Here is a 19,788-nt window from a genome sequence, read left to right as displayed (position 1 = left end):
GTGCAAGAACCGCCACTACAACTTGCGCACGGTTTTGGGCTCTCGCTGTGTTGCCTGCGAAAGCCAGACACAAGACATCAGCCCCTCACTAGAGGCCTTTTTGCAGGACTGGCTCCACAAAAGCTAACTGCGGACCTGTCGGGTGCCAGCCAGTGCCCCGATTGCGCGCCAGCTCTTGTTCAAGAAGGCTTAGACCATCGAATTCGGCAGGCCAACCGCACGCACCAAGCCTTGCCCTGAGGCCAAAGTCGCCGAACCGGAAAGTCGCCGAACCGGAAAGGGCAAAAATTTAAACATTTTCGCCTCGGCTGTGAACCAGATCACAGATGGCTACTGCCCAGCATGTCATGAAGCCCTTACGGCAGACATTATCATTCCATCCCGATGACTGCCTGTCCCATAAAAGAGCCATGTGCCCGCCAGCACATGGCTCTTTCCCTTTGTGAAATCGCACCTTCACCGCTGGACCGATCCTGCGCACAGGCGCGCGCCTCTTCCCCCTTCAGACAACAAACGAAAAAGGCCGGGCACCAGCCCGACCTTCCCTGATTTTTAACAGCCCTTGGGTTTTAACAGCGCTGTGAAATCACCCAAGCGTCAATACGCCTGTGAACTACTCCACGAGGTTAAGCGCGACAAACCGTGGCTCACCATTGCGGCGGACAAGCAGCAACAGAGATTTACGACCGGCCTCATTGGCCTCCGAAATCCGGCTCTCAAGGTCGGAAATTGTCGTCACTTTCTGCTGGCCGGCCTCGGTGATGACATCGCCAGCCCGCAGCCCCTTCTCCCAGGCTTCCGAGACTTCGTTGACCGACAGAATCACAAGACCCTCGATGCTATCCGACAGGTTCAGCTCCTGGCGCAGCTTGTCGTTCAGCAACCCGACTGTCAGACCCAGAACTTCCTTCTCGGTCACTTTGGGGCCAGCGTCGCCATCGCTCTCGCTGGCTTCGGGCTGACGCTCAGCCTCTTCGCGCCGCCCCAGCGTCACCTTCAGGGTTTCGGTCTTGCCGTCACGGTAAACCACGACACGGACTGTTTTACCGACTTCGGTATTGCCGACAGTGCGCACCAGGCTGCGGGTGTTCTTCACCTCAGCTCCATCAAAGCTGAGGATCACATCACCAGCCTGAAGCCCTGCCTCCTTGGAAGGCCCGTCCGGTACATCCGTGACCAGAGCGCCCTTGGCATGATCCAGCCCCATCGCTTCGGCCACGTCTTCGCTGACATCCTGGATGCGGACACCCAGCCAGCCGCGTCGGGTTTCACCATACTCCTTGAGCTGCGCGACAACCTTGGTCACCACATTGGAGGCCATCGAGAAACCAATGCCGATCGAACCACCATTGGGCGACAGGATTGCAGTGTTCACACCAACAACGTCACCATCCATGTTGAACAGCGGACCGCCCGAGTTGCCCCGGTTGATCGCCGCATCGGTCTGAATATAGTCGTCATAAGATCCTGAAAGTTCACGATTGCGAGCGGAAACGATCCCTGCGGACAAAGAAAACCCCTGCCCAAGCGGGTTGCCCATGGCCACCACCCAGTCGCCGACACGTGCGGTATCGCTGTCGCCAAAGGTCACAAATTTCAGCGCAGCCGGTGCTTCAACCTTCAACAGAGCGATGTCGGTGTTGGGATCGGTTCCAATGACCTTGGCCGGTAGCAGCTTTTTAGGCTGGCCATCTCCGGGGAAGAATTCGATCTCGATCTCATCAGCCTCTTCGATGACGTGGTTATTGGTGACGATGTAGCCATCTTCCGAGATCACAAAGCCCGACCCCAATGCAGAAGAGCGCCGGGGGCGATCACCATTGGTGCCGCCATTGCGGTCCTGAAATTCGCGGAAGAAATCCTCGAATGGGGAGCCTTCGGGTACGATGCCCTGCGGGCCGGTGCGCCCTTCGATCACGGTTGTCGTGGTAATATTCACCACCGCCGGGCTGACCTTGTCAGCCAGGGGCGCCAGGCTTTCGGGACGCGCCTGTGCAAACAATGTCTGCGCCAGGACCAGCACAAAGCTGAGAAAGGCCAACCAGACCATCCCACCCAGACTGCGATCTGCTGCCTGCTGCTGTTTTGCCAGTGCAATTGCCTTTGGTTTCCCCTGTGATCTCGCTGACCTGTGGCCAGTGCCAGCCCAATCAGATCCTGCGGATCCCACTTTTGCCATTCCTGTCATCGCCATTCCTGATCTTGCCCTTCCAATCATCGCCATTTTTCTTGCTCCCCCCTGTCTGCGGTATCTGCGGTGTCCGCGGTTCTGTGCACCGCAAAGCGGAGATTCCAGGCGGATGTGCCTATCACAGCATAAAACCCTATCCCCAATGTAGGGGGAGAAATTTCCTTCGCAACACCCGTGTCTCCATTCAAAACACCGTGAAACTTCCTGAGGGGTCTTTGGATCGACCGCCAAACCCCCACCGAACCATCTCCGAACCATCACTGAGCGCGCCCAGCAAGCCGATGGACCGCCGCCAAAGCCAGTCTAAAGCCAGTCTCCAGCGCAAGCCTCCAGACCGGCTTCATCAAACACTTTACCTCATCAAACCCTTCGATTGTAAAACTAACACCATCGCCGCAAGAACGGCCGTGAAAACTGCATGTGGCAAAGAAGCGCTTAAGCGCAGAGCTTTTTGGCAAACATCAAGAAGACCTTGGCGCAGGTGGCAAACAACCGAGCCCGCCGCTGCCGGGACCGGACGAGCCTTGCGAAAACGAAAGAAGGGGCCGACCCATCGGTCAGCCCCTTGCTCTGTCTCATCGACCGCCAAGCTTCTTTGGTCGGCAGTCGGCTTTCTGGCTCAGGCCTATTGTCCGGCTGCAACACCACTTGAGGACTTCAGATAGTTGAAGAACTCGGAGTCAGGTGACAGGACCAGCGAAGAGTTGTTGCCCTTCAGCGCACCCTCATAGGCGTTCAGGCTGCGATAGAATTCAAAGAATTCCGGGTCACGCCCATAGGCCTCGGCAAAGATGGCGTTGCGCTGCGCATCGGCTTCACCGCGGATCACCTCAGCTTCGCGTTCCGCCTCAGAGACCAGCTCGACTTCGGTCCGGTCCGCCTGGGCGCGCACGCGCTGCGCGGCTTCGTCACCACGAGCGATTTCATCAGCGGCTTCGCGTTCACGTTCCGCCCGCATCCGCGCAAAGGTGGCTTCCAGGTTGGCCTGCGGCAGATCGGTCCGCTTCAGGCGAACATCAACGACCTCAAGACCAAAGCCTTCGGCCTGGCTGATTGCCCCGTTGCGGATCCGCAGCATCAAAGCGGCACGGTCTGACGACAGGATATCATTGGAGCTGACAGAGCCCAGGACCTCACGGGTTGCGGCCCGCATGATCTTGTCCAGACGTGTTTCCGCACCGTTGATGCCACCAGCACCAACCGCCTGACGGAACTGTTTGACGTCGACAATTTTGTAGCGTGCAAAAGCATCTACAACCAGACGACGGTCATCCAGCGGGGTGATTTCCAGCGGGCCGACCTCAAGACTGAGGATACGGTCATCATAGGTCACCACTTCGTCGATCAGCGGTGCCTTGAAAGCAAGACCGGGGTCTTCCTTGACGGCAACCACACGACCAAAGCGCAGAACCAGCGCTTTTTCACGCTCGTCCACGATAAAGACCGAAGACAGCAGTGCGACAATGAAGAGAACCACGATTGGGAGAAGGAATGTTGTCTTTTTCATCAGTTATCTCCCGAGCGGCGCAATTCATTGAGCGGCAGATAGGGAACCACACCCTGCCCGCCGTCGCCGGTGGACTGGTCAAGGATCACCTTGTCGACATTGCCCAGAACCGTTTCCATGGTTTCCAGATAGAGACGCTTGCGGGTCACCTCTGGTGCCTTTTGGTACTCGGTCAGAACCGCTGTAAAACGGCTGGCCTCACCCTGCGCCTCGTTGACGACCTGGGCACGGTAGCCTTCGGCCTCTTCAAGCGTTTGCGCTGATTGACCTCGCGCAGCCGCCAGCTTTCGGTTGGCATAGGCATCCGCTTGTTTTTCCAACCGGTCACGTTCCTGACCTGCAGACTGCACGTCACGGAAAGCGTCTTTTACCGGCTCTGGCGGATCGGCACCGTCAAAGTTAACCCGCACGACGTTCACGCCACTGTCGTAGCTGTCGAGCGTTGACTGGACCAGCTCTTCCAGACGGGCGGTAATCGCACCACGGTCCCGGTTCAGGATCGGTGCCAGTTCCGACTGCGCGATAATCTCGCGCATAGCCGATTCCGAGACAGCCTGAATGGTCGCCTGAGGGTCCCGCAGGTTGAACAGATACAGAGCCGGATCGTTGATATTCCAGACTACCTGGAAATCCACATCGATGATGTTTTCATCCCCGGTCAGCATCAGACCTGCATCGCTACCGCGCGAGCCGGCTCCAATGTTTTCAGTCTGTTCAACCAGAACTGGAATTACCTCATAGGTGACCAGCGGCCAGGGGGCAAAGTTCAGACCCGGCATGCCGGTATCCAGATATTCCCCCAGGAACAATTCGACCGAGCGTTCTTCGGTTTTGACCGAATAAAAGCTCGCCATGCCCCAAAGCACGGCTCCGGCGATTGCCGCCAGACCAATAGTCCCCTTGGTGAACAGAGGGGCGCCACCGCCACCCTGACCACCACGGCCACCGCCTTGGCCATTGCCACCACGACCGCCCATCAGGACACGCAGCTGCTCCTGGCCTTTTTTGACCAGCTCGTCAATTTCAGGGATCTGCGGGTCTTCGGGGCGTCGGCCACCACCGCCACCACCGTTATTTCCGCCACCATTGTTTCCCCGGTTGCCTCCGCCGCCAGAAGAGCCTCCGCCCCCCCAGGGGCCACCGCTATTGCCCGCCATATAATTCCTATCCCATTTCTGCCGCCTCAATGCGGCATGATCCTCTAGTAACCTGTGGTCTTGTCTTTTGAATTCAAGTCGTTCGGCTTGGTTGCTTCATCGTCACCAATTCTTCCGACATGGTGGGATGCACTGCAACCGTGCGATCGAAATCTTCCTTGGTTGCGCCCATCTTGATGGCGATCCCCGCCAGCTGGATCATCTCACCGGCACCTGGTGCCACAATGTGACATCCCAGCACACGCCGATTTGCCTTGCTGACGATCAGCTTCATCAACACCTTCTGTGCGCGACCGGCAAAGCTTTGCTGCATCGGCTTGAAAGAGGCGGCATAGACCTCGATCGGCTCCTGTGCTGCCGCGTCTTCTTCGGACAGGCCGACAGTGCCCATTTCCGGCTGGGTAAAGATCGCCGTTGGGATCAGCTCATGATCCGGGCTGGTTGGGTTGCCTTTAAACACGGTCTCGACAAAGGCCATGCCTTCGCGGATCGCAACCGGTGTCAGATTGGCACGATCAGTAACATCGCCAATGGCATAGACCGAAGGTACGCCCGTTTGGCTGTACTGATCCACCAGGATCTCGCCTTTTTTGCCGCGCGCAATGCCCAGCGCTTCAAGGCCGAGATTGTCGGCATTGGGATGACGGCCAGTGGCATACATCACCTGATCAAACAGCGTCTCGCGGCCTTTGGTGTCAGTGACGCGGATCTTGTCGCCGTCTTTAACCATGGAAACCACATTGGTTTCCAGCTGCAGATCAACGCCATTTTCTACCATGCCGTCAGCGACTACATTGCGCGCCTCTTCGTCAAAGCCACGCAGGATCTGCGCGCCGCGATAGAACTGCGTGGTCTTGACGCCAAGCCCATTCATGATGCCTGCGAACTCAGACGCGATATAGCCGCCGCCGACGATCAGGATCGCTTCGGGCAGCTTGTCCAGATGGAACATCTCGTTTGAGGTGATCGCCAGATCCGAGCCGGGGAACTCCGGCACTGTGGGCCAGCCGCCAGTTGCGATCAGGATATGTTTCGCCGTCTTTTGCGAGCCATCCGACAGGGCAACGGTATGGGCGTCGACCAAAGTGGCGCGCGCATCATAGCTGGTGACACCGTTGTTTTTCAAAATACCGCGATAGATGCCTTCGAGACGGTCGAGTTCCGCGTGCAATTTGCCCTTGAAGCTATCCCAATCAAAGGCTCCGGCGGTAATGTCCCAGCCATAGGCCTGGGCATCGCCCACCATGGCGGAATACTCGCTGGCAAAAACCATCAGCTTTTTGGGTACACAGCCGCGAATGACGCAGGTGCCGCCATAGCGGTCTTCTTCGGCCAGGGCGACCTTGGCACCTTCCTGAGCGGCCACCCGTGCGGCGCGCACGCCACCAGATCCACCACCAATAACAAACAGATCGTAGTCAAAGCTCATCTTGTACTGTCCCTCAGTCGGTCAAATCGGAAAACAGGTTGTCACTTTCGACAAAATCCAGCTTTTCCTTTTCCACCGTGCCTTCATTAATATCACGTACTTCGACGCGGCCATCGCCATAGCCGATGATGACGGTGTCACAGATATCGATGAACAAGCCGTTTTCAACCACTCCGGGGATCTGGTTCAGCACCAGCGCTAGCTGACGTGCATTGCCGATCCGGTTCAGATGCAGGTCCAGAATATGGTTCCCCTCATCGGTCATAAAGGCCGCATCGCCATTCATCCGCAGGGTGGCAGAACGGCCCAAAACATCCATAGAAACAAGAGTTTCCTCGATCAGAGCCTGACTGGTCTGCCAGCCAAAGGGAATGACCTCGACAGGCAGTGGAAACGCACCGAGATTTTCCACCTCTTTGCCAGCATCCGCGATCACCACCATTTGATCAGAGGCCGTGGCCACGATCTTTTCCTGCAGCAAGGCACCGCCGCCGCCTTTGATCAGATTGAGATCCGTATCAAACTCGTCAGCGCCATCAATCGTCAAATCCAGCCATTTTGCGTCGTCCAGTGATGTCACATGAATACCAACTTCGCGCGCCAGTTCGGCTGTCCGAGTGGACGTGGGAACGGCAGTGATCTTCAGCCCCTCTTCGCGCACCATCTCTCCGAGACAACGCACCAGCCAAGCCGCAGTTGATCCGGTTCCCAGCCCCACGCGCATTCCGTCTTCGACCATGCCAGCCGCACGTTTGGCAGCTACGAATTTAGCCTTGTCGATGGGTGACAACTCCCCGGTCATGCCCGCGTCTCCTTTGGTCGGTCGCTAGCCTTATAGAAAAGATGACAACACAGCGCGAGAGCTGATTTGGCCTTAATCCGCCACACAGCGTGCTGCCACGGCCTGGCAAGGCCCTATTTGCGGGCAAGTTGCGTGTTTATGCCGCCAATCCTAACAAGCCAGTCTAAACAGGCTGGTCCGAACCAAAGACAGCGCAGGACGTCCAGTCCTGTTACTGCTTCAGCACGGGAGCTGATCGCCTCTCGATAGGTAAATTTACGCGTTTCCTATCGGAAACGTCGCTTTGGGGCTGCAAGTCAACCGCGTCAGGCTCTATTTTGCAAACATGCAAACGCGATACACCCTTCATTATGCTCCCGACAACGCCTCGCTGGTGATTCGCCTGGCGCTGGAAGAACTTGACCTGCCCTATGACACCCGCCTGGTTGATCGTCGGGCCAAGGCACAGCAGTCGGCGGATTATCTTGCTTTGAATCCCAATGGCACCATTCCTGTCTTGGAAACACCTGACGGCGTTCTCCATGAGACGGGCGCGATCTTGCTCTGGCTGGCCGATCGTCATGGCAAGCTGGCCCCACCGCAGGATACTCCGCTTCGGGCGCCCTTTCTAAAATGGATGTTCTGGTGTTCCAACACGCTGCAAATCGATCTGCGCCAGTTCTTCTATCCCGAAAAATTCATCGGGCCGGACCCAGAGGATCAAATCAAACTCCGCCGCGTTTTCCAACAACGGATCCAAACGGATCTTACCATCATCGAAGAAGGCCTTCAGACCACTCCCGAATTGGCGGGCGGCGATCAGGCCACGGCATTGGATATCTATCTCGCCTGCCTACTGCGCTGGTGCAAACTCTACGCCGAAGCTCCGGAGGCCCCCTGGTTGGATCTAACCCGATATCCGGCGCTGCATGCGCTCTGCGCCAAGGCTGAAACCCGCGCCAGCACTCACCGCGCCCAGGCCGCCGAAGGTCTAGGACAGCAGCCCTTCACTCGCCCTCACCTCGCAAATCCCCCAGAAGGATCAGCCACCTGATGTTCCTCTCCGTTTTTGACATGTTCAAAGTGGGCATTGGCCCCTCCTCGTCCCACACCATGGGCCCTATGGTTGCTGCTGCGCGCTTTCTAGACATGATGCGCGCCTCGCCCTTTGATTTTCACGGGCTGCGCGCCTCATTGCATGGCTCGCTGGCCTTTACCGGTGTGGGCCATGCCACCGACCGCGCCACCATTCTGGGGCTGGGTGGTTTTTTGCCCGACACCTATGACGACGCCAAGGCCGAGGCCTTTCTGGCGGACCTGGCCAAGACCCACACCATGCAGCCCGAAGGCCTGCACGCGCTGCATTTTGACCCCAAGGCGGACATGGTCTTTGACTACGATCACGCGCTGGAAGGTCACGCCAATGGCATGATCCTGATGGCCACGGACGCCCAAGGCGACGTGATCCTGCAGCAGGTGTTTTATTCCATCGGGGGTGGCTTTGTGCTGACTGAGGAAGAGCTGGCAGCCGGCAAGGATGTCGATGAGGGCGCCCCTGTGCCCTTCCCCTTCACCTCGGCTGCGATGATGCTGGAAATGGCCAGTAAAAGCGGCAAGAGCATCGCCCAGATGAAACGCGCCAATGAGGTGGCCCGCGGCTGCGAACAGAGCTTTGCCAAGGGCACCGCCCGTATCTGGGAGGTGATGAACAATTGCATCGAACGCGGTCTGGTACGGGACGGCATCCTGCCGGGTGGCTTGAACGTGCGCCGCCGCGCCAAGGGCATCTATGACAGCCTGATGGCCGAACGCGGCATGAATTTGGTGGCGCCGCACACCATCAATGACTGGATGAGCGTCTACGCCATGGCCGTAAACGAAGAAAACGCCGCCGGTGGTCAGGTGGTGACCTCGCCTACCAATGGTGCGGCCGGGGTGCTGCCGGCGGTGCTGCGCTACTATCTGGATCACGTGCCCGGTGCGGCCGAAAGCCATGTCGAGGATTTTCTGCTGACGGCGGCAGCCATTGGCGGGTTGGTCAAGTTTAACGCCTCAATTTCCGGGGCCGAGGCAGGCTGTCAGGCCGAAGTCGGCTCCGCATCGGCCATGGCGGCGGCTGGTCTGTGCGCAGTTATGGGCGGCACCCCCGAACAGGTGGAGAATGCCGCCGAAATCGCCTTGGAACATCACCTCGGCATGACCTGCGATCCGGTCAAAGGCCTGGTTCAGGTGCCCTGTATCGAACGCAACGGCCTGGGGGCCATCAAGGCGGTTTCAGCCGCCTCGCTGGCGCTGCGTGGCGACGGCCAGCATTTTGTGCCACTGGACGCCGTGATCGAAACCATGCGCCAAACCGGTGCCGACATGCATGAGAAATACAAGGAAACCTCGCTCGGCGGATTGGCGGTCAATGTTCCCAATTGCTGATCTGTCGCTGACGTCCGTTTAACGCCACGCCAAAGCATCTGGCAAAGAGCAACCATAGCTTGCACCTGTCTGGCGCCGCGCCTAGCGTGGCGCCATGACACAGCCAGTGAATCTGCCCGTAACTCCGCCCATGGCATCCTCGACTACGCAGGATCGCCCGCTTCTCGGCATTGCCCTGATGCTCGGCTTTTGCATCCTGATCCCACTCGGGGATGCTGTTGCCAAGCTATTGGCCACCCGTGTGCCTGTCGGCCAAATCGTCTTTGTCCGCTTTGCTGCGCAGGCCCTGATCCTGGTGCCCGTCGCACTGGTTATGAAACAATCCCTCTGGGTGCCGCGCGCGGTCCTGCCGATGGTGTTTTTGCGCACTGTCTTGCAGATGGCCGGGATCACGGCCATGTTCAACGCGCTGCGTTATCTGCCGCTAGCGGATGCGGTGGCCATCGCATTTGTGATGCCCTTCATCATGTTGCTGCTGGGGAAATACGTGCTGGGAGAGGCCGTGGGGCTGCACCGCCTTGCCGCTTGCGTCGTCGGCTTTGTCGGAACACTACTGGTTATTCAGCCCAGTTTTGCCGTTGTTGGTCTCAATGCGCTCTGGCCGCTGGCGGTGGCCTTTATCTTTGCCTTTTTCATGCTGGTGACCCGCAAGATCGCCAAAGTGACCGCCCCCATTCCGCTGCAAGCGCTTTCGGGTCTGATCGCATCAGTGGCGATGCTGCCGTTGTTTTGGTTGGGGCATGAGCTTCACATCAACGGTCTAAGCAGCGCGATGCCGCCGCAGGACACATGGGTTTTGCTGGGGCTTGCCGGAGGCGTCGGCACCATCGCCCACTTGCTGATGACCTGGAGCCTTCGCTACGCGCCAGCCTCGACCCTGGCCAGCATGCAGTATCTGGAGATCCCGATCGCCACTTTGGTAGGCTGGCTAGTCTTCAACGAGCTGCCCAATACGCTGGCCAGCCTTGGCATCGCGTTGACAGTCGCTGCCGGGCTCTATGCGGTGATGCGCGAACGCAGGGCCGTGCAGCAAACACAAGCCCCCACTAAACCATCGCTAAAAACGCCTGCATGACCGCTTCGAAATGCCGACGTGGCACCATGGCCAGCAATCCCGGCCCCTCTGTCGTCAGCTCAACTGGGCCGGTCGCGCGATTTGAGGTCCCAATCTGGCCTCCGGGAATAAAGTTCAACCCCTTGATGGGCCATTCCAACCCCTGTGAGCCTGCCGTTACCGGCCGCAATGGAAACAACGACACAGTGTCCCCCGCCTGCAACGGCAATCCAATACGGGGCGGGATATGAAAAATCACCTCATGCGCGCCCAGTAATATGCAGGGTGTGCCCTGATCTTGAACCAAAGCGTTCAGAACTGCCAGCTGGTGGTCCACCCGACCGCCCAGGAACCCCACTGCCAATATCAAAGGCGCACGAATGGAACGCATCGCCTTGTCAAAATCAGTACTGTCCTGTTCGGGCATATGAAACAGGCGGTCTGCTGGGATCTGCCGAAAAACTTGCGGAGAAATCGAATCAAAATCTCCGATTACAGCGCTTGGCACATGCCCCTGGGCCAGCGCATGCCCAGCACCACCATCCGCCGCCAGCAGGATCGGCGCCAGCGAAAGCGCCAGTTTCAGGTCATCTTCGGCGAGTATCCCGCCGCCAACCAGCGTAACTGGCCGCATTTCGTCTACAATCAGCTTATTCATGCCGAGATTACTCGCAGATCTGGAAACCAGCCACAATCTAAACACAAAATGATACGATCAATTGCACGAATTCGAGCAGAATTTGACGAGCTAGCCCATATTGTAAATTGGAATTACTTTGGTGAGGACGAGCGGACCGATGGTACAAAACAAAAAATTTCTGACGGTTTCCTATGGACCCTTCTCTGGCCCGCTGGAAGGATTTGAAGATTCCTTCGGCACGATGAAGGTCATTGCCGAGTATTTCCGGGATCTAGCGTCTGATGATCGCTATTTTGGCGCTGAACCGCCGCAACCCGATGCCGACATGCTGGCCCGTATCGCCCAGCGTGAAGTTGCCCGTCAGGTCGAAGCCCGCACCAGCAGCGAAGGCATCCATCTGCGCGCCGCCGCAGCAGCAGCACCTGCCTTGGCACAAGATATCCCAAAAGGTTCTGTGCCCGAGACTACTGTGCCCGAGACTACTGTAGCTAAACCTCCTGTGATGGAAGCGCCTCTGCCAGAGGTCGCTGTTTCTGAAACCTCCACCGCCCGCGCAGTCAAAGAGACCGAAGGGAACAGGACAGCCGCAGAGAGCACTTCTGATCAGGCAACGAACCTGTCTCCAGACTTGGGCCCAGATTTAAGCACGGTTTCAAGCACGGTCGATATTTTTGAGGACGATAAGCCCCAATCCGCAGCCGTAACGCCGGATAGCGCTGCCGGTACAAAACAGGATTTAGTAGATGTAGCACCGGCCAAAGCGGATGAGGGCGCTGAGGAAATCGCTGCGCTCGTAGATGCAGACATCGATGTCATCAACGAAGATATCGCAGACACTGCCGAAGAAGACCCAGCCCGGACTGCCGACCAGGCTTCCACTCAGGCTTCCACTGTCGATATGGAAACCATCGCAGCAATTTCCGCAGCGGTTGCACAGAAGGCCGCTGCACAGACAGACAGCCCAGAAGACAGCGCAGTCGAACTCTTCACTCCAACTGACTCCGCCACGACGTCCAGGACAGCACCACAAACCGAGGATAACGCAGCCGACACTGTTCCGGCCGCGGACAGTATCGCGGCCAAACTGCAGCGAATCCGCGCGGTTGTGGCTCAGACGCCTCAGGATGAATTCTCCGAGGACGAACATGCCGAGGCCTTTGTCGAAGCCGCGGCAGCTGAACTGTCGCAAGATGACGACGAAGACGAGCCCTATGAAAGCTCCTTTGCGGATGACGATGAGATTTCGCGGGCGCTCGACCTTCTGGACCTGAACGCAGAGCTGTCTTCCGACACCGATGAAGACGATTTGGATGAGAGCCCGCTTGGTGACGACAATATCCTGTTCGGGGATCCGGCCCCCGTTGAGGACCGCGCAGAAACTGGCCTGGGCGACGTTGCCCTGAGCGGCGCTGGCCTGAATGAAACTGGCGCACCAAAGGCAGATCAAGAGCAGCCGAAGCGCATTGCGCGCATTGCACGTTTGAAAAAGGCCACAACACTTGAAACGCCAGAAAGCCCAGCCGGGGCTGATCTGGCGGCTCAGGATGATGCCACGCCAGATGCTGAAACACCGGCAGACTCGACTTCTGCTGCTGAAGGCCCGGTTGAAGATGAAGCACCGGCAGATCTGCCGCGCGCGCGCATCGTAAAAATGAAGCGATCGGATCTGGAAAAGGCCATCGCAGCCGGTGGCCTGCAAGAGATCACTGAAGCAGACGAAACAGCCTTCGAGGGTGATGCCGAAGGTCAGCCGGAGACAGTTCAGCCTGAAACCGCGCAGATCCAGAGCACTCTGGATGAGGCCGCTGAAGCCGATCTGCTGCGCGAATTGGCCGAGGTCGAGGCCGACCTTCTGGCCAGCGCACAAGACGACACACCAGTACCGACCGAGACACCTCCTGTCAGCACACTTTCTGTCAGCAAAGACAGCGTTTCAGCCGACAACCGGCCTGCGACGCCCTCTCCTGACAGCGACATGTCGCGACTGCTGGCGGCTGCGGAATCGAAACTGGGAGACCCGGATAACGCCACCTCGCGTGAAACCTATAGCCATCTGCGCGCCGCAGTTGCCGCCGCCGAGGCCGACCGCACCACAGGTGGCGGTACAGCCAGCGGCGATGAATCAGAGCCTTATCGGGAAGATCTGGCCAATGTCGTGCGCCCGCGCCGACCAGAATCCGGCTCCGCGACCCCGTCGCGCCCCCGGGTCAAAGGGGCGCGTCCCGCACCTCTGAAACTGGTTGCAGAACAACGCATTGACTCTGTTGCGACCACATCGGCGAAACCCGTTCGCCCGCGCCGGATTTCAGTCCTGGAAGAGGAGGCAACCTCGAAGCCCAAGGATATCACCGGGACCTTTGCCGATTACGCACAGGAGCGTGGTGCCGTCGAGCTGCACGAGCTTCTGGAAGCCGCCGCCGCCTATATGAGCTTTGTTGAAGGCCGGGATCATTTCTCGCGTCCACAACTGATGAACAAGGTGCGCAGCATGGGCAATGGCGATTTCAACCGAGAAGACGGGCTGCGTTCCTTTGGGCAGCTGCTGCGTGATGGCAAGATCGAGCGCGCTGAAAACGGCCGCTTTGCCGCAACCGAAGAAATCGGCTTTCGCCCCGCCAAACGGGCCGCAGGCTAGTCGCCACGGCAAGACGTAAAAAATTACAATCGCCCGCAGGTTTCCAACCTGCGGGTTTTTTGTTCCGACACGACCTCCCATGAGATGCTATCCCGCTTGAAGTGGGCGCTGTCGAGGAAACAAAAAGCCCGGCAGGAGATGTCTCCGACCGGGCTTTTTCAACTCTAATCTGCAGATTCTCTAGGAGTCGGTCGCATCAGGATCTTCTTTGCCAACGCCACGAAAGACGAATTTGAACGGCAGCACCCAAAGCACACCCAGAACAATATAAATCGCCAGTTCCACCAGAATTGGCGGGCGCTCAAACAGGCTCACCACGTTGACCGCAGCGATGATATAGATAGGCATGCCGACCAGCAGGATGATCAGCGCCCAACGACGGCGCGCCTTGTAGCTGAGGCCCGGTTTATCCGCCATCAGTCTGCAAAGGGGTCGGTCACCAGAATGGTGTCGTCCCGCTCCGGGCTGGTGGACAAAAGCGCGACCGGGCATTCGATCAGCTCTTCCACGCGTTTCACGTATTTGATGGCATTGGCAGGCAGATCATTCCAGCTGCGTGCGCCTTCGGTCGACTCAGACCAGCCGGGCATCTCTTCGTAGATCGGTGTGCAGCGGGCCTGCTGATCCGCCGCCGTGGGCAGATAATCGAGACGGGTCCCGTCCAGATCATAGCCGGTGCAGATCTTCAGGGTTTCGAACCCGTCCAGGACGTCCAACTTGGTCAGTGAAATACCGGTGATGCCGGAAGTGGCACAGGTTTGGCGCACGAGGCAGGCGTCAAACCAGCCACAGCGGCGCTGCCGACCAGTGGTGGTGCCAAATTCGTGACCGCGAGTGCCCAGACGTTCGCCATCAGCATCCGGATTACCTTCTGCATCCAGCAGCTCTGTCGGGAAGGGGCCTTCACCGACGCGGGTGGTATAGGCTTTGACGATCCCAAGCACATAATCGATGGAGCCCGGACCAATGCCAACACCGGTAGACGCCTGACCTGCGATAACATTCGAAGACGTGACAAAGGGATAGGTGCCAAAATCAATGTCCAGCAGCGCGCCCTGCGCACCTTCAAACAGGATTCGCTTACCGGCTTTGCGCTTTTCGTTCAGCACTTTCCAAACCGGAGCCGCAAAGGGCAGGATTTTAGGGGCGATTTCTTTCAACTGGGCAACCAGTGCATCCCGGTCAATGGCTTCGATGCCCAGACCTTTGCGCAGCGGATCATGGTGCTGCAGCGCGCGATCAACGCGGGCCTCCAGAGTTGCTTCATCGGCGAGATCCGCAACCCGGATGGCACGACGGCCAACCTTGTCCTCATAGGCGGGACCGATGCCGCGCCCGGTGGTGCCGATTTTGGTGCCCTTGGAAGCGGCTTCTTCGCGGGCGCGATCCAGCTCGCCATGCAGCGGCAGAATCAGCGGGGTATTTTCAGCGATCATCAGCGTTTCAGGCGAGATATCAACGCCCTGCGCCTGCACGGTTGCGATTTCTTTCAGCAGGTGCCAGGGGTCCAGCACCACGCCATTACCGATCACGCTCAGCTTGCCGCCGCGCACAACACCCGAAGGTAGCGCGTGCAGCTTGTAGACTTTGCTGTCGATAACCAGCGTATGGCCGGCATTGTGACCGCCCTGAAAACGCGCAATCACATCGGCACGTTCGCTGAGCCAGTCAACGATCTTGCCTTTTCCTTCATCGCCCCACTGGGCGCCGACTACCACGACATTGGCCATCTCAGGTCCTTTGTATGCTGGTTGAGTGTATGCTGGTTTAAACCAGAGCCCCGTATAGCGATGCTGCGCTCGCGAGGGAACCGCTAAATCGACGCAGAAGCGTTACAAAGAGTTCCCAACCGCCCGGACCAGCTATGCTTAAGCCGGATCACCCTGCCAGATGCACTGGTTCGCCGTGCGGCGTACGCAGGTAGGCCTCTTCCCAGTCACGCTGGGTCAGTTCCACCTCACGTGGGCTGGCAGTACCTGCTTCGACCAGAAACGCCTCCAGGGTTTCTAGCCAGGCATTGAAATAATCCGCCCCACCATCGAGATCCCGCGCCAGCCCGTGGCGGCGCAGCGTCGTCGAGAATCGCTCCACCCAATCGGCCCAGCTGAAACGTCCGGCTTCATTCAGATGCACGGTCAGAGCAAAGACCTGCGCATGCCAGGGCTCCAAAAAGGCAGGCTCTGGCGCGCTGTGGCTGATGCACTCTGTCATGGTCAGCACTCCTGATCCGGCAACAGGTAGCTTTGCCACAGATCTAGAATCACCTCATCGTCAGGATGTTCCGGATGAGACCACAGCTCTGACGCCTTGAAAGCCACGGCATAGAGCGGTTCTGGGGCCTCGCCCAAACCGTGCGCACTACTGTCCGGCAGCACATGCGCACCATGGTACAACATCACCCTACCGCGTGCACCCACTGCATAGCCGGGCAGCCGGGTATGGCCACCATTGACCAGCGCGCTGCCACCGGGGTGACGGGTCACAACGGCGTCGCCCACGGCAAAGCGTGCCGCAATATCACTGTCGCGATTGGCCGGGCCACCCTTGGCCAGAACACCTGCGACGGCCTCTGCCTTCAATGCCTTTGTGGCTAGGACGTGTGTGGCCAGGGCGTGAAGCTCATTCTCCCCCTGCCCCATCAGATCCTCACGCGTAAGCACACCGTTTTCTACCAGCAGATCCGCCAAGGCCGAGATCCATTTTTCATAGTAGGAAAACCGGGTGTAGTCCTTGGGCGAGAGACGTTCGCGGGCGTGGCGCGACACATCGATGTTCCACTTGCCGAGTGATCCACAGGCCAGCGTCACGGCCAGCGCACGCGCATGCCAATCGGTGTCAAAGACCGGCGCATCCGGGGCGTCCGGGACGACAGCGCCATCGCCGAATCGCCCGCCCATGTCATGAAGACGGCTCATCCTGAGGCTCCGCTCTTTTTTTGCGGTGCATGGGCCAAGGCTGTGCCGATCATCGAATCACGCGACACCAGCGCAGCCAGCGCCGCCTCATCCATATCTTCTGTCCTTGCGGGACGCATCGGCAATACCAGATAGCGCACTTCGGCGGTGGAGTCCCAAACCCTCACGGCAGATTCGGCGGGCAGCATGACACCAAAATCCGCCAGTACCTTACGGGGTTCCCGCACAGCGCGAGCACGATAGGCATCTGATTTATACCACCCCGGCGGGATACCCAGCAGCGGCCACGGGTAACAACTGCACAGGGTGCACACGACCATATTGTGCTGCTGCGGCGTATTTTCGACCACAACCATATGTTCGCCCTGCCGTCCGTAATAGCCAAGATCCGCTAGCACCGGATCGGCATCCGCTAATAATGCGGCCTTGAATGCAGGGTCGCTCCAGGCCCTGGCCACCACACGGGCACCATTTTGCGGGCCAATCTTGTTTTGATAGGTATCAATGATCTCATCCAGCGCTGCCGGGTCAATCAGCCCCTTGCGCGTGAGAATCGTTTCCAAAGCTTTGACGCGCAGAGCAGGCTCTGGCGGCAGTAAGGCGTGCGGGTGGTCTGAATGATCATGGGGCATGATGCGAGCCTGCCCCGAGGGCAGCCTCTGCGTCCAGTCACTTTTACCGTGACAGGCTCTAGTTTAACCTCGGTTTGACACAACGTCACGGTCGCGATGCGAAGCAGATCCCGATGCTGATCCAGGCAATGCAAACTGAGCCCTTGCCCCTGTCGCCATTCTTGCCTATTTACCGCCCGATACTTAGCCAACAGCCGCAGGAACCTATGGAAAACGTTGTTCTCATCATCCATCTTCTTTTGGCTCTTGGCCTGATTGCAGTCGTGCTTTTGCAGCGCTCCGAAGGCGGAGGGCTCGGCATGGGCAGCAGCGGTGGTGGCGGTGGCGCCATGACAGGCCGCTCTGCAGCAACCGCATTGGGCAAGATCACCTGGGTGCTTGCCGCCTGCTTTATCGTGACCTCGATCACCCTGACCGTTCTGGCTGCGCAGAGATCCGCAGGCTCTTCGGTGACGGACCGGATCACGGCGCCAGCCACAGAGAGTGGTGAAGCCGCAGACGCACCGATTGCCCCGCTGGGCAGCGATTTGTTGCCACCAGCCGAAGGCGACAATGCGCCGCTGGTCCCCAGCGCCGACTGATCTACAAGACCTAGAACACCTATAGGGGACCGCAACAGCATCTTGCGGTTCTCTTTCTTGCGCATGCTGCGCGAATCCTATATATGTGAAGCCCCGTGATGCACCGGTTTTTCGAAACCGTAGGGCAGCTATATTCTGACTTCTCACGGGGGCAGCCGAACACTCATGGCGCGTTTCATCTTCATTACTGGTGGTGTGGTATCATCTCTGGGCAAGGGTCTGGCATCCGCCGCTCTTGGTGCTCTCTTGCAGGCCCGTGGCTATTCGGTCCGCCTGCGCAAACTGGACCCCTATCTGAACGTCGATCCCGGCACCATGAGCCCGTTTGAACACGGGGAGGTCTTTGTCACCGATGATGGCGCCGAAACCGATCTCGATCTGGGTCACTATGAGCGTTTCACCGGTGTGCCCGCGCGCAAGACCGACTCGATCTCCTCGGGGCGCGTTTACACCAATGTGCTCGAGAAAGAGCGCCGCGGTGACTACCTGGGTAAAACCATCCAGGTGATTCCGCATGTGACCAATGAAATCAAAGACTTCATCTCGATCGGTGAGGATGAGGTCGACTTCATGCTCTGCGAGATCGGCGGGACCGTCGGCGATATCGAAGGCCTGCCCTTCTTTGAAGCCATCCGCCAGTTCAGCCAGGACAAAGAGCGCGGCCAGTGTATCTTTATGCACCTGACTCTGCTGCCCTATATCAAAGCATCGGGTGAGCTGAAAACCAAACCAACCCAGCACTCGGTCAAGGAGCTGCGCTCCATCGGTCTGGCACCGGACCTGCTGGTTTGCCGGTCCGAGGGGCCAATCCCAAAGAAAGAGCGCGAAAAGCTGGCACTGTTTTGCAACGTGCGCCCCGATAGCGTGATTGCCGCGCAGGATTTGAAATCGATCTACGAGGCACCGCTTGCTTACCATCGCGAAGGTATGGACCAGGCGGTTCTGGATGCCTTTGGCATCGCCCCTGCCCCCAAGCCCAATCTGGCGCGCTGGGATGATGTCGCGGATCGCATCTATAACCCCGAAGGCGAAGTCCGGGTGGCCATCGTTGGCAAATACACCCAGTTGGAAGACGCCTATAAATCCATCGCCGAGGCGCTGACCCATGGCGGCATGGCCAATCGGGTCAAGGTCAAGATTGAATGGGTCGATGCCGAATTGTTCGACCGCGAGGACGCGACGCCACATCTGCAGGGTTTCCACGCAATTCTGGTCCCCGGTGGTTTTGGCGAACGCGGCACCGAAGGCAAGATCAAGGCGGCGCAATACGCCCGCGAGCATAAGGTTCCCTATCTGGGCATCTGCCTTGGCATGCAGATGGCCGTCATTGAAGCTGCCCGCAATGTGGCAGGCATCAGCGAGGCGGGTTCTGAAGAATTCGACCACGAAGCCGGTGAAAAGCGTTTTGAACCCGTTGTCTATCACCTCAAGGAATGGGTGCAGGGCAATCACAAAATCCAGCGCAAGGCTGATGACGATAAAGGCGGCACCATGCGCTTGGGCGCCTATGATGCCACCCTGGCCGAAGGCTCCAAAGTGGCCGAGGTTTATGGCAGCACTCATATCGAAGAACGCCACCGTCATCGCTATGAGGTCGACACCAAATACAAAGACCAACTGGAGGCCTGCGGGCTAAAATTTTCCGGCATGTCCCCGGATGGCCGCCTGCCCGAGATCGTGGAATGGACGGATCACCCTTGGTTCATCGGCGTTCAGTTCCATCCTGAGCTGAAATCGAAACCCTTTGCGCCGCATCCTTTGTTCAAGGATTTCGTCCGTGCCGCCAAGGATGCATCGCGGCTCGTCTGAAACCAGACATGGCCTGCGACAAGACTACAA

At 58.4% G+C, this 19,788-nt stretch carries 17 protein-coding genes; 6 read left to right on the top strand and 11 right to left on the bottom strand.

Annotation, left to right across the window (positions count from 1 at the left end; genetic code table 11):
* Positions 1-613: 613 nt before the first annotated feature.
* The 5 genes from PH5382_RS12040 to rpiA form a co-directional block, all read right to left on the bottom strand.
* A complete protein-coding gene (locus tag PH5382_RS12040; protein WP_156414903.1) occupies positions 614-2,050 on the bottom strand; it encodes a Do family serine endopeptidase in 1,437 nt (478 codons plus the stop codon).
* A 766-nt stretch (positions 2,051-2,816) separates the two neighbouring features.
* Positions 2,817-3,698 carry a protease modulator HflC gene (hflC, locus tag PH5382_RS12035; protein WP_058334638.1) on the bottom strand — a complete coding sequence of 294 codons (882 nt, stop codon included), beginning with the start codon at positions 3,696-3,698 and terminating at the stop codon, positions 2,817-2,819.
* Positions 3,698-4,855, bottom strand: coding sequence for an FtsH protease activity modulator HflK (gene hflK, locus PH5382_RS12030; protein ID WP_058334637.1), 1,158 nt, complete (start codon positions 4,853-4,855; stop codon positions 3,698-3,700). Before hflK ends, hflC begins: the two co-directional genes overlap by 1 nt.
* Before the next feature lie 73 nt (positions 4,856-4,928).
* Positions 4,929-6,284, bottom strand: coding sequence for a glutathione-disulfide reductase (gene gor / locus PH5382_RS12025; RefSeq protein WP_058334636.1), 1,356 nt, complete (start codon positions 6,282-6,284; stop codon positions 4,929-4,931).
* A 13-nt stretch (positions 6,285-6,297) separates the two neighbouring features.
* Complete coding sequence (gene rpiA / locus PH5382_RS12020) at positions 6,298-7,086, bottom strand: ribose-5-phosphate isomerase RpiA (protein WP_058334635.1); 789 nt, start codon at positions 7,084-7,086, stop codon at positions 6,298-6,300.
* A 325-nt stretch (positions 7,087-7,411) separates the two neighbouring features.
* Here rpiA and PH5382_RS12015 point away from each other — a divergent pair, with 325 nt between their 5' ends.
* From PH5382_RS12015 to PH5382_RS12005, 3 genes are all read left to right on the top strand, one after another.
* The gene (locus tag PH5382_RS12015; protein WP_058334732.1) at positions 7,412-8,119 is read left to right on the top strand and encodes a glutathione S-transferase family protein; all 708 of its coding nucleotides are present in this window, start codon (positions 7,412-7,414) and stop codon (positions 8,117-8,119) included.
* Entirely contained in the window at positions 8,119-9,492 is a 1,374-nt protein-coding gene (locus tag PH5382_RS12010; protein WP_058334634.1) for an L-serine ammonia-lyase, read from the top strand. The genes PH5382_RS12015 and PH5382_RS12010 overlap by 1 nt, the downstream gene beginning before the upstream one ends.
* Positions 9,493-9,586: 94 nt before the next feature.
* Positions 9,587-10,567 carry a DMT family transporter gene (locus PH5382_RS12005; protein ID WP_231751863.1) on the top strand — a complete coding sequence of 327 codons (981 nt, stop codon included), beginning with the start codon at positions 9,587-9,589 and terminating at the stop codon, positions 10,565-10,567.
* Here the strand turns inward: PH5382_RS12005 and PH5382_RS12000 are convergent.
* Positions 10,539-11,204: a thiamine diphosphokinase gene (locus tag PH5382_RS12000; RefSeq protein ID WP_058334632.1), complete on the bottom strand. Its 666-nt coding sequence runs from the start codon at positions 11,202-11,204 to the stop codon at positions 10,539-10,541. The two genes, PH5382_RS12005 and PH5382_RS12000, sit on opposite strands and share 29 nt — an antisense overlap.
* 139 nt (positions 11,205-11,343) lie before the next feature.
* Between PH5382_RS12000 and PH5382_RS11995 the strand changes: the two genes are divergently transcribed.
* Positions 11,344-13,821: a hypothetical protein gene (locus PH5382_RS11995; RefSeq protein ID WP_058334631.1), complete on the top strand. Its 2,478-nt coding sequence runs from the start codon at positions 11,344-11,346 to the stop codon at positions 13,819-13,821.
* Between the two features lie 180 nt (positions 13,822-14,001).
* Here the strand turns inward: PH5382_RS11995 and PH5382_RS11990 are convergent, their stop codons facing one another.
* The 5 genes from PH5382_RS11990 to nthA all read right to left on the bottom strand — a co-directional run bounded on the left by PH5382_RS11990 (position 14,002) and on the right by nthA (position 17,368).
* On the bottom strand, positions 14,002-14,238 hold the full coding sequence (locus tag PH5382_RS11990) for a DUF2842 domain-containing protein (RefSeq protein WP_058334630.1): 237 nt from the start codon (positions 14,236-14,238) through the stop codon (positions 14,002-14,004).
* Positions 14,238-15,551, bottom strand: a complete 1,314-nt coding sequence (locus PH5382_RS11985) for an adenylosuccinate synthase (RefSeq protein WP_058334629.1) — start codon at positions 15,549-15,551, stop codon at positions 14,238-14,240. Before PH5382_RS11985 ends, PH5382_RS11990 begins: the two co-directional genes overlap by 1 nt.
* 148 nt (positions 15,552-15,699) lie before the next feature.
* The gene (locus PH5382_RS11980) at positions 15,700-16,032 is read right to left on the bottom strand and encodes a nitrile hydratase accessory protein (RefSeq protein WP_058334628.1); all 333 of its coding nucleotides are present in this window, start codon (positions 16,030-16,032) and stop codon (positions 15,700-15,702) included.
* Positions 16,033-16,034: 2 nt separating this feature from the next.
* Entirely contained in the window at positions 16,035-16,736 is a 702-nt protein-coding gene (gene nthB, locus PH5382_RS11975; protein ID WP_058334627.1) for a nitrile hydratase subunit beta, read from the bottom strand.
* Positions 16,733-17,368: a nitrile hydratase subunit alpha gene (gene nthA, locus PH5382_RS11970; protein ID WP_058334626.1), complete on the bottom strand. Its 636-nt coding sequence runs from the start codon at positions 17,366-17,368 to the stop codon at positions 16,733-16,735. Before nthA ends, nthB begins: the two co-directional genes overlap by 4 nt.
* A gap of 206 nt (positions 17,369-17,574) precedes the next feature.
* Between nthA and secG the strand changes: the two genes are divergently transcribed.
* Both secG and PH5382_RS11960 read left to right on the top strand, forming a co-directional pair.
* On the top strand, positions 17,575-17,949 hold the full coding sequence (gene secG / locus PH5382_RS11965; RefSeq protein ID WP_058334731.1) for a preprotein translocase subunit SecG: 375 nt from the start codon (positions 17,575-17,577) through the stop codon (positions 17,947-17,949).
* A gap of 165 nt (positions 17,950-18,114) precedes the next feature.
* Complete coding sequence (locus PH5382_RS11960; protein WP_058334625.1) at positions 18,115-19,758, top strand: CTP synthase; 1,644 nt, start codon at positions 18,115-18,117, stop codon at positions 19,756-19,758.
* Positions 19,759-19,788: the final 30 nt, after the last annotated feature.

The organism is Phaeobacter sp. CECT 5382 (assembly GCF_001457775.1).
Classification (GTDB): Bacteria; Pseudomonadota; Alphaproteobacteria; order Rhodobacterales; family Rhodobacteraceae; genus Pseudophaeobacter.
Note: the sequence above shows the minus strand (reverse complement) of the source record. Positions and strands in the feature narration are given on the sequence as shown.

What these genes read in the sequence shown, in the direction of transcription:
- PH5382_RS12040 (WP_156414903.1), bottom strand. Translation starts at nt 2,050, where the DNA reads ATGGTCTGGTTGGCCTTTCTCAGCTTTGTGCTGGTCCTGGCGCAGACA.
- hflC (WP_058334638.1), bottom strand. Translation starts at nt 3,698, where the DNA reads ATGAAAAAGACAACATTCCTTCTCCCAATCGTGGTTCTCTTCATTGTC.
- hflK (WP_058334637.1), bottom strand. Translation starts at nt 4,855, where the DNA reads ATGGCGGGCAATAGCGGTGGCCCCTGGGGGGGCGGAGGCTCTTCTGGC.
- gor (WP_058334636.1), bottom strand. Translation starts at nt 6,284, where the DNA reads ATGAGCTTTGACTACGATCTGTTTGTTATTGGTGGTGGATCTGGTGGC.
- rpiA (WP_058334635.1), bottom strand. Translation starts at nt 7,086, where the DNA reads ATGACCGGGGAGTTGTCACCCATCGACAAGGCTAAATTCGTAGCTGCC.
- PH5382_RS12015 (WP_058334732.1), top strand. Translation starts at nt 7,412, where the DNA reads ATGCAAACGCGATACACCCTTCATTATGCTCCCGACAACGCCTCGCTG.
- PH5382_RS12010 (WP_058334634.1), top strand. Translation starts at nt 8,119, where the DNA reads ATGTTCCTCTCCGTTTTTGACATGTTCAAAGTGGGCATTGGCCCCTCC.
- PH5382_RS12005 (WP_231751863.1), top strand. Translation starts at nt 9,587, where the DNA reads ATGACACAGCCAGTGAATCTGCCCGTAACTCCGCCCATGGCATCCTCG.
- PH5382_RS12000 (WP_058334632.1), bottom strand. Translation starts at nt 11,204, where the DNA reads ATGAATAAGCTGATTGTAGACGAAATGCGGCCAGTTACGCTGGTTGGC.
- PH5382_RS11995 (WP_058334631.1), top strand. Translation starts at nt 11,344, where the DNA reads ATGGTACAAAACAAAAAATTTCTGACGGTTTCCTATGGACCCTTCTCT.
- PH5382_RS11990 (WP_058334630.1), bottom strand. Translation starts at nt 14,238, where the DNA reads ATGGCGGATAAACCGGGCCTCAGCTACAAGGCGCGCCGTCGTTGGGCG.
- PH5382_RS11985 (WP_058334629.1), bottom strand. Translation starts at nt 15,551, where the DNA reads ATGGCCAATGTCGTGGTAGTCGGCGCCCAGTGGGGCGATGAAGGAAAA.
- PH5382_RS11980 (WP_058334628.1), bottom strand. Translation starts at nt 16,032, where the DNA reads ATGACAGAGTGCATCAGCCACAGCGCGCCAGAGCCTGCCTTTTTGGAG.
- nthB (WP_058334627.1), bottom strand. Translation starts at nt 16,736, where the DNA reads ATGAGCCGTCTTCATGACATGGGCGGGCGATTCGGCGATGGCGCTGTC.
- nthA (WP_058334626.1), bottom strand. Translation starts at nt 17,368, where the DNA reads ATGCCCCATGATCATTCAGACCACCCGCACGCCTTACTGCCGCCAGAG.
- secG (WP_058334731.1), top strand. Translation starts at nt 17,575, where the DNA reads ATGGAAAACGTTGTTCTCATCATCCATCTTCTTTTGGCTCTTGGCCTG.
- PH5382_RS11960 (WP_058334625.1), top strand. Translation starts at nt 18,115, where the DNA reads ATGGCGCGTTTCATCTTCATTACTGGTGGTGTGGTATCATCTCTGGGC.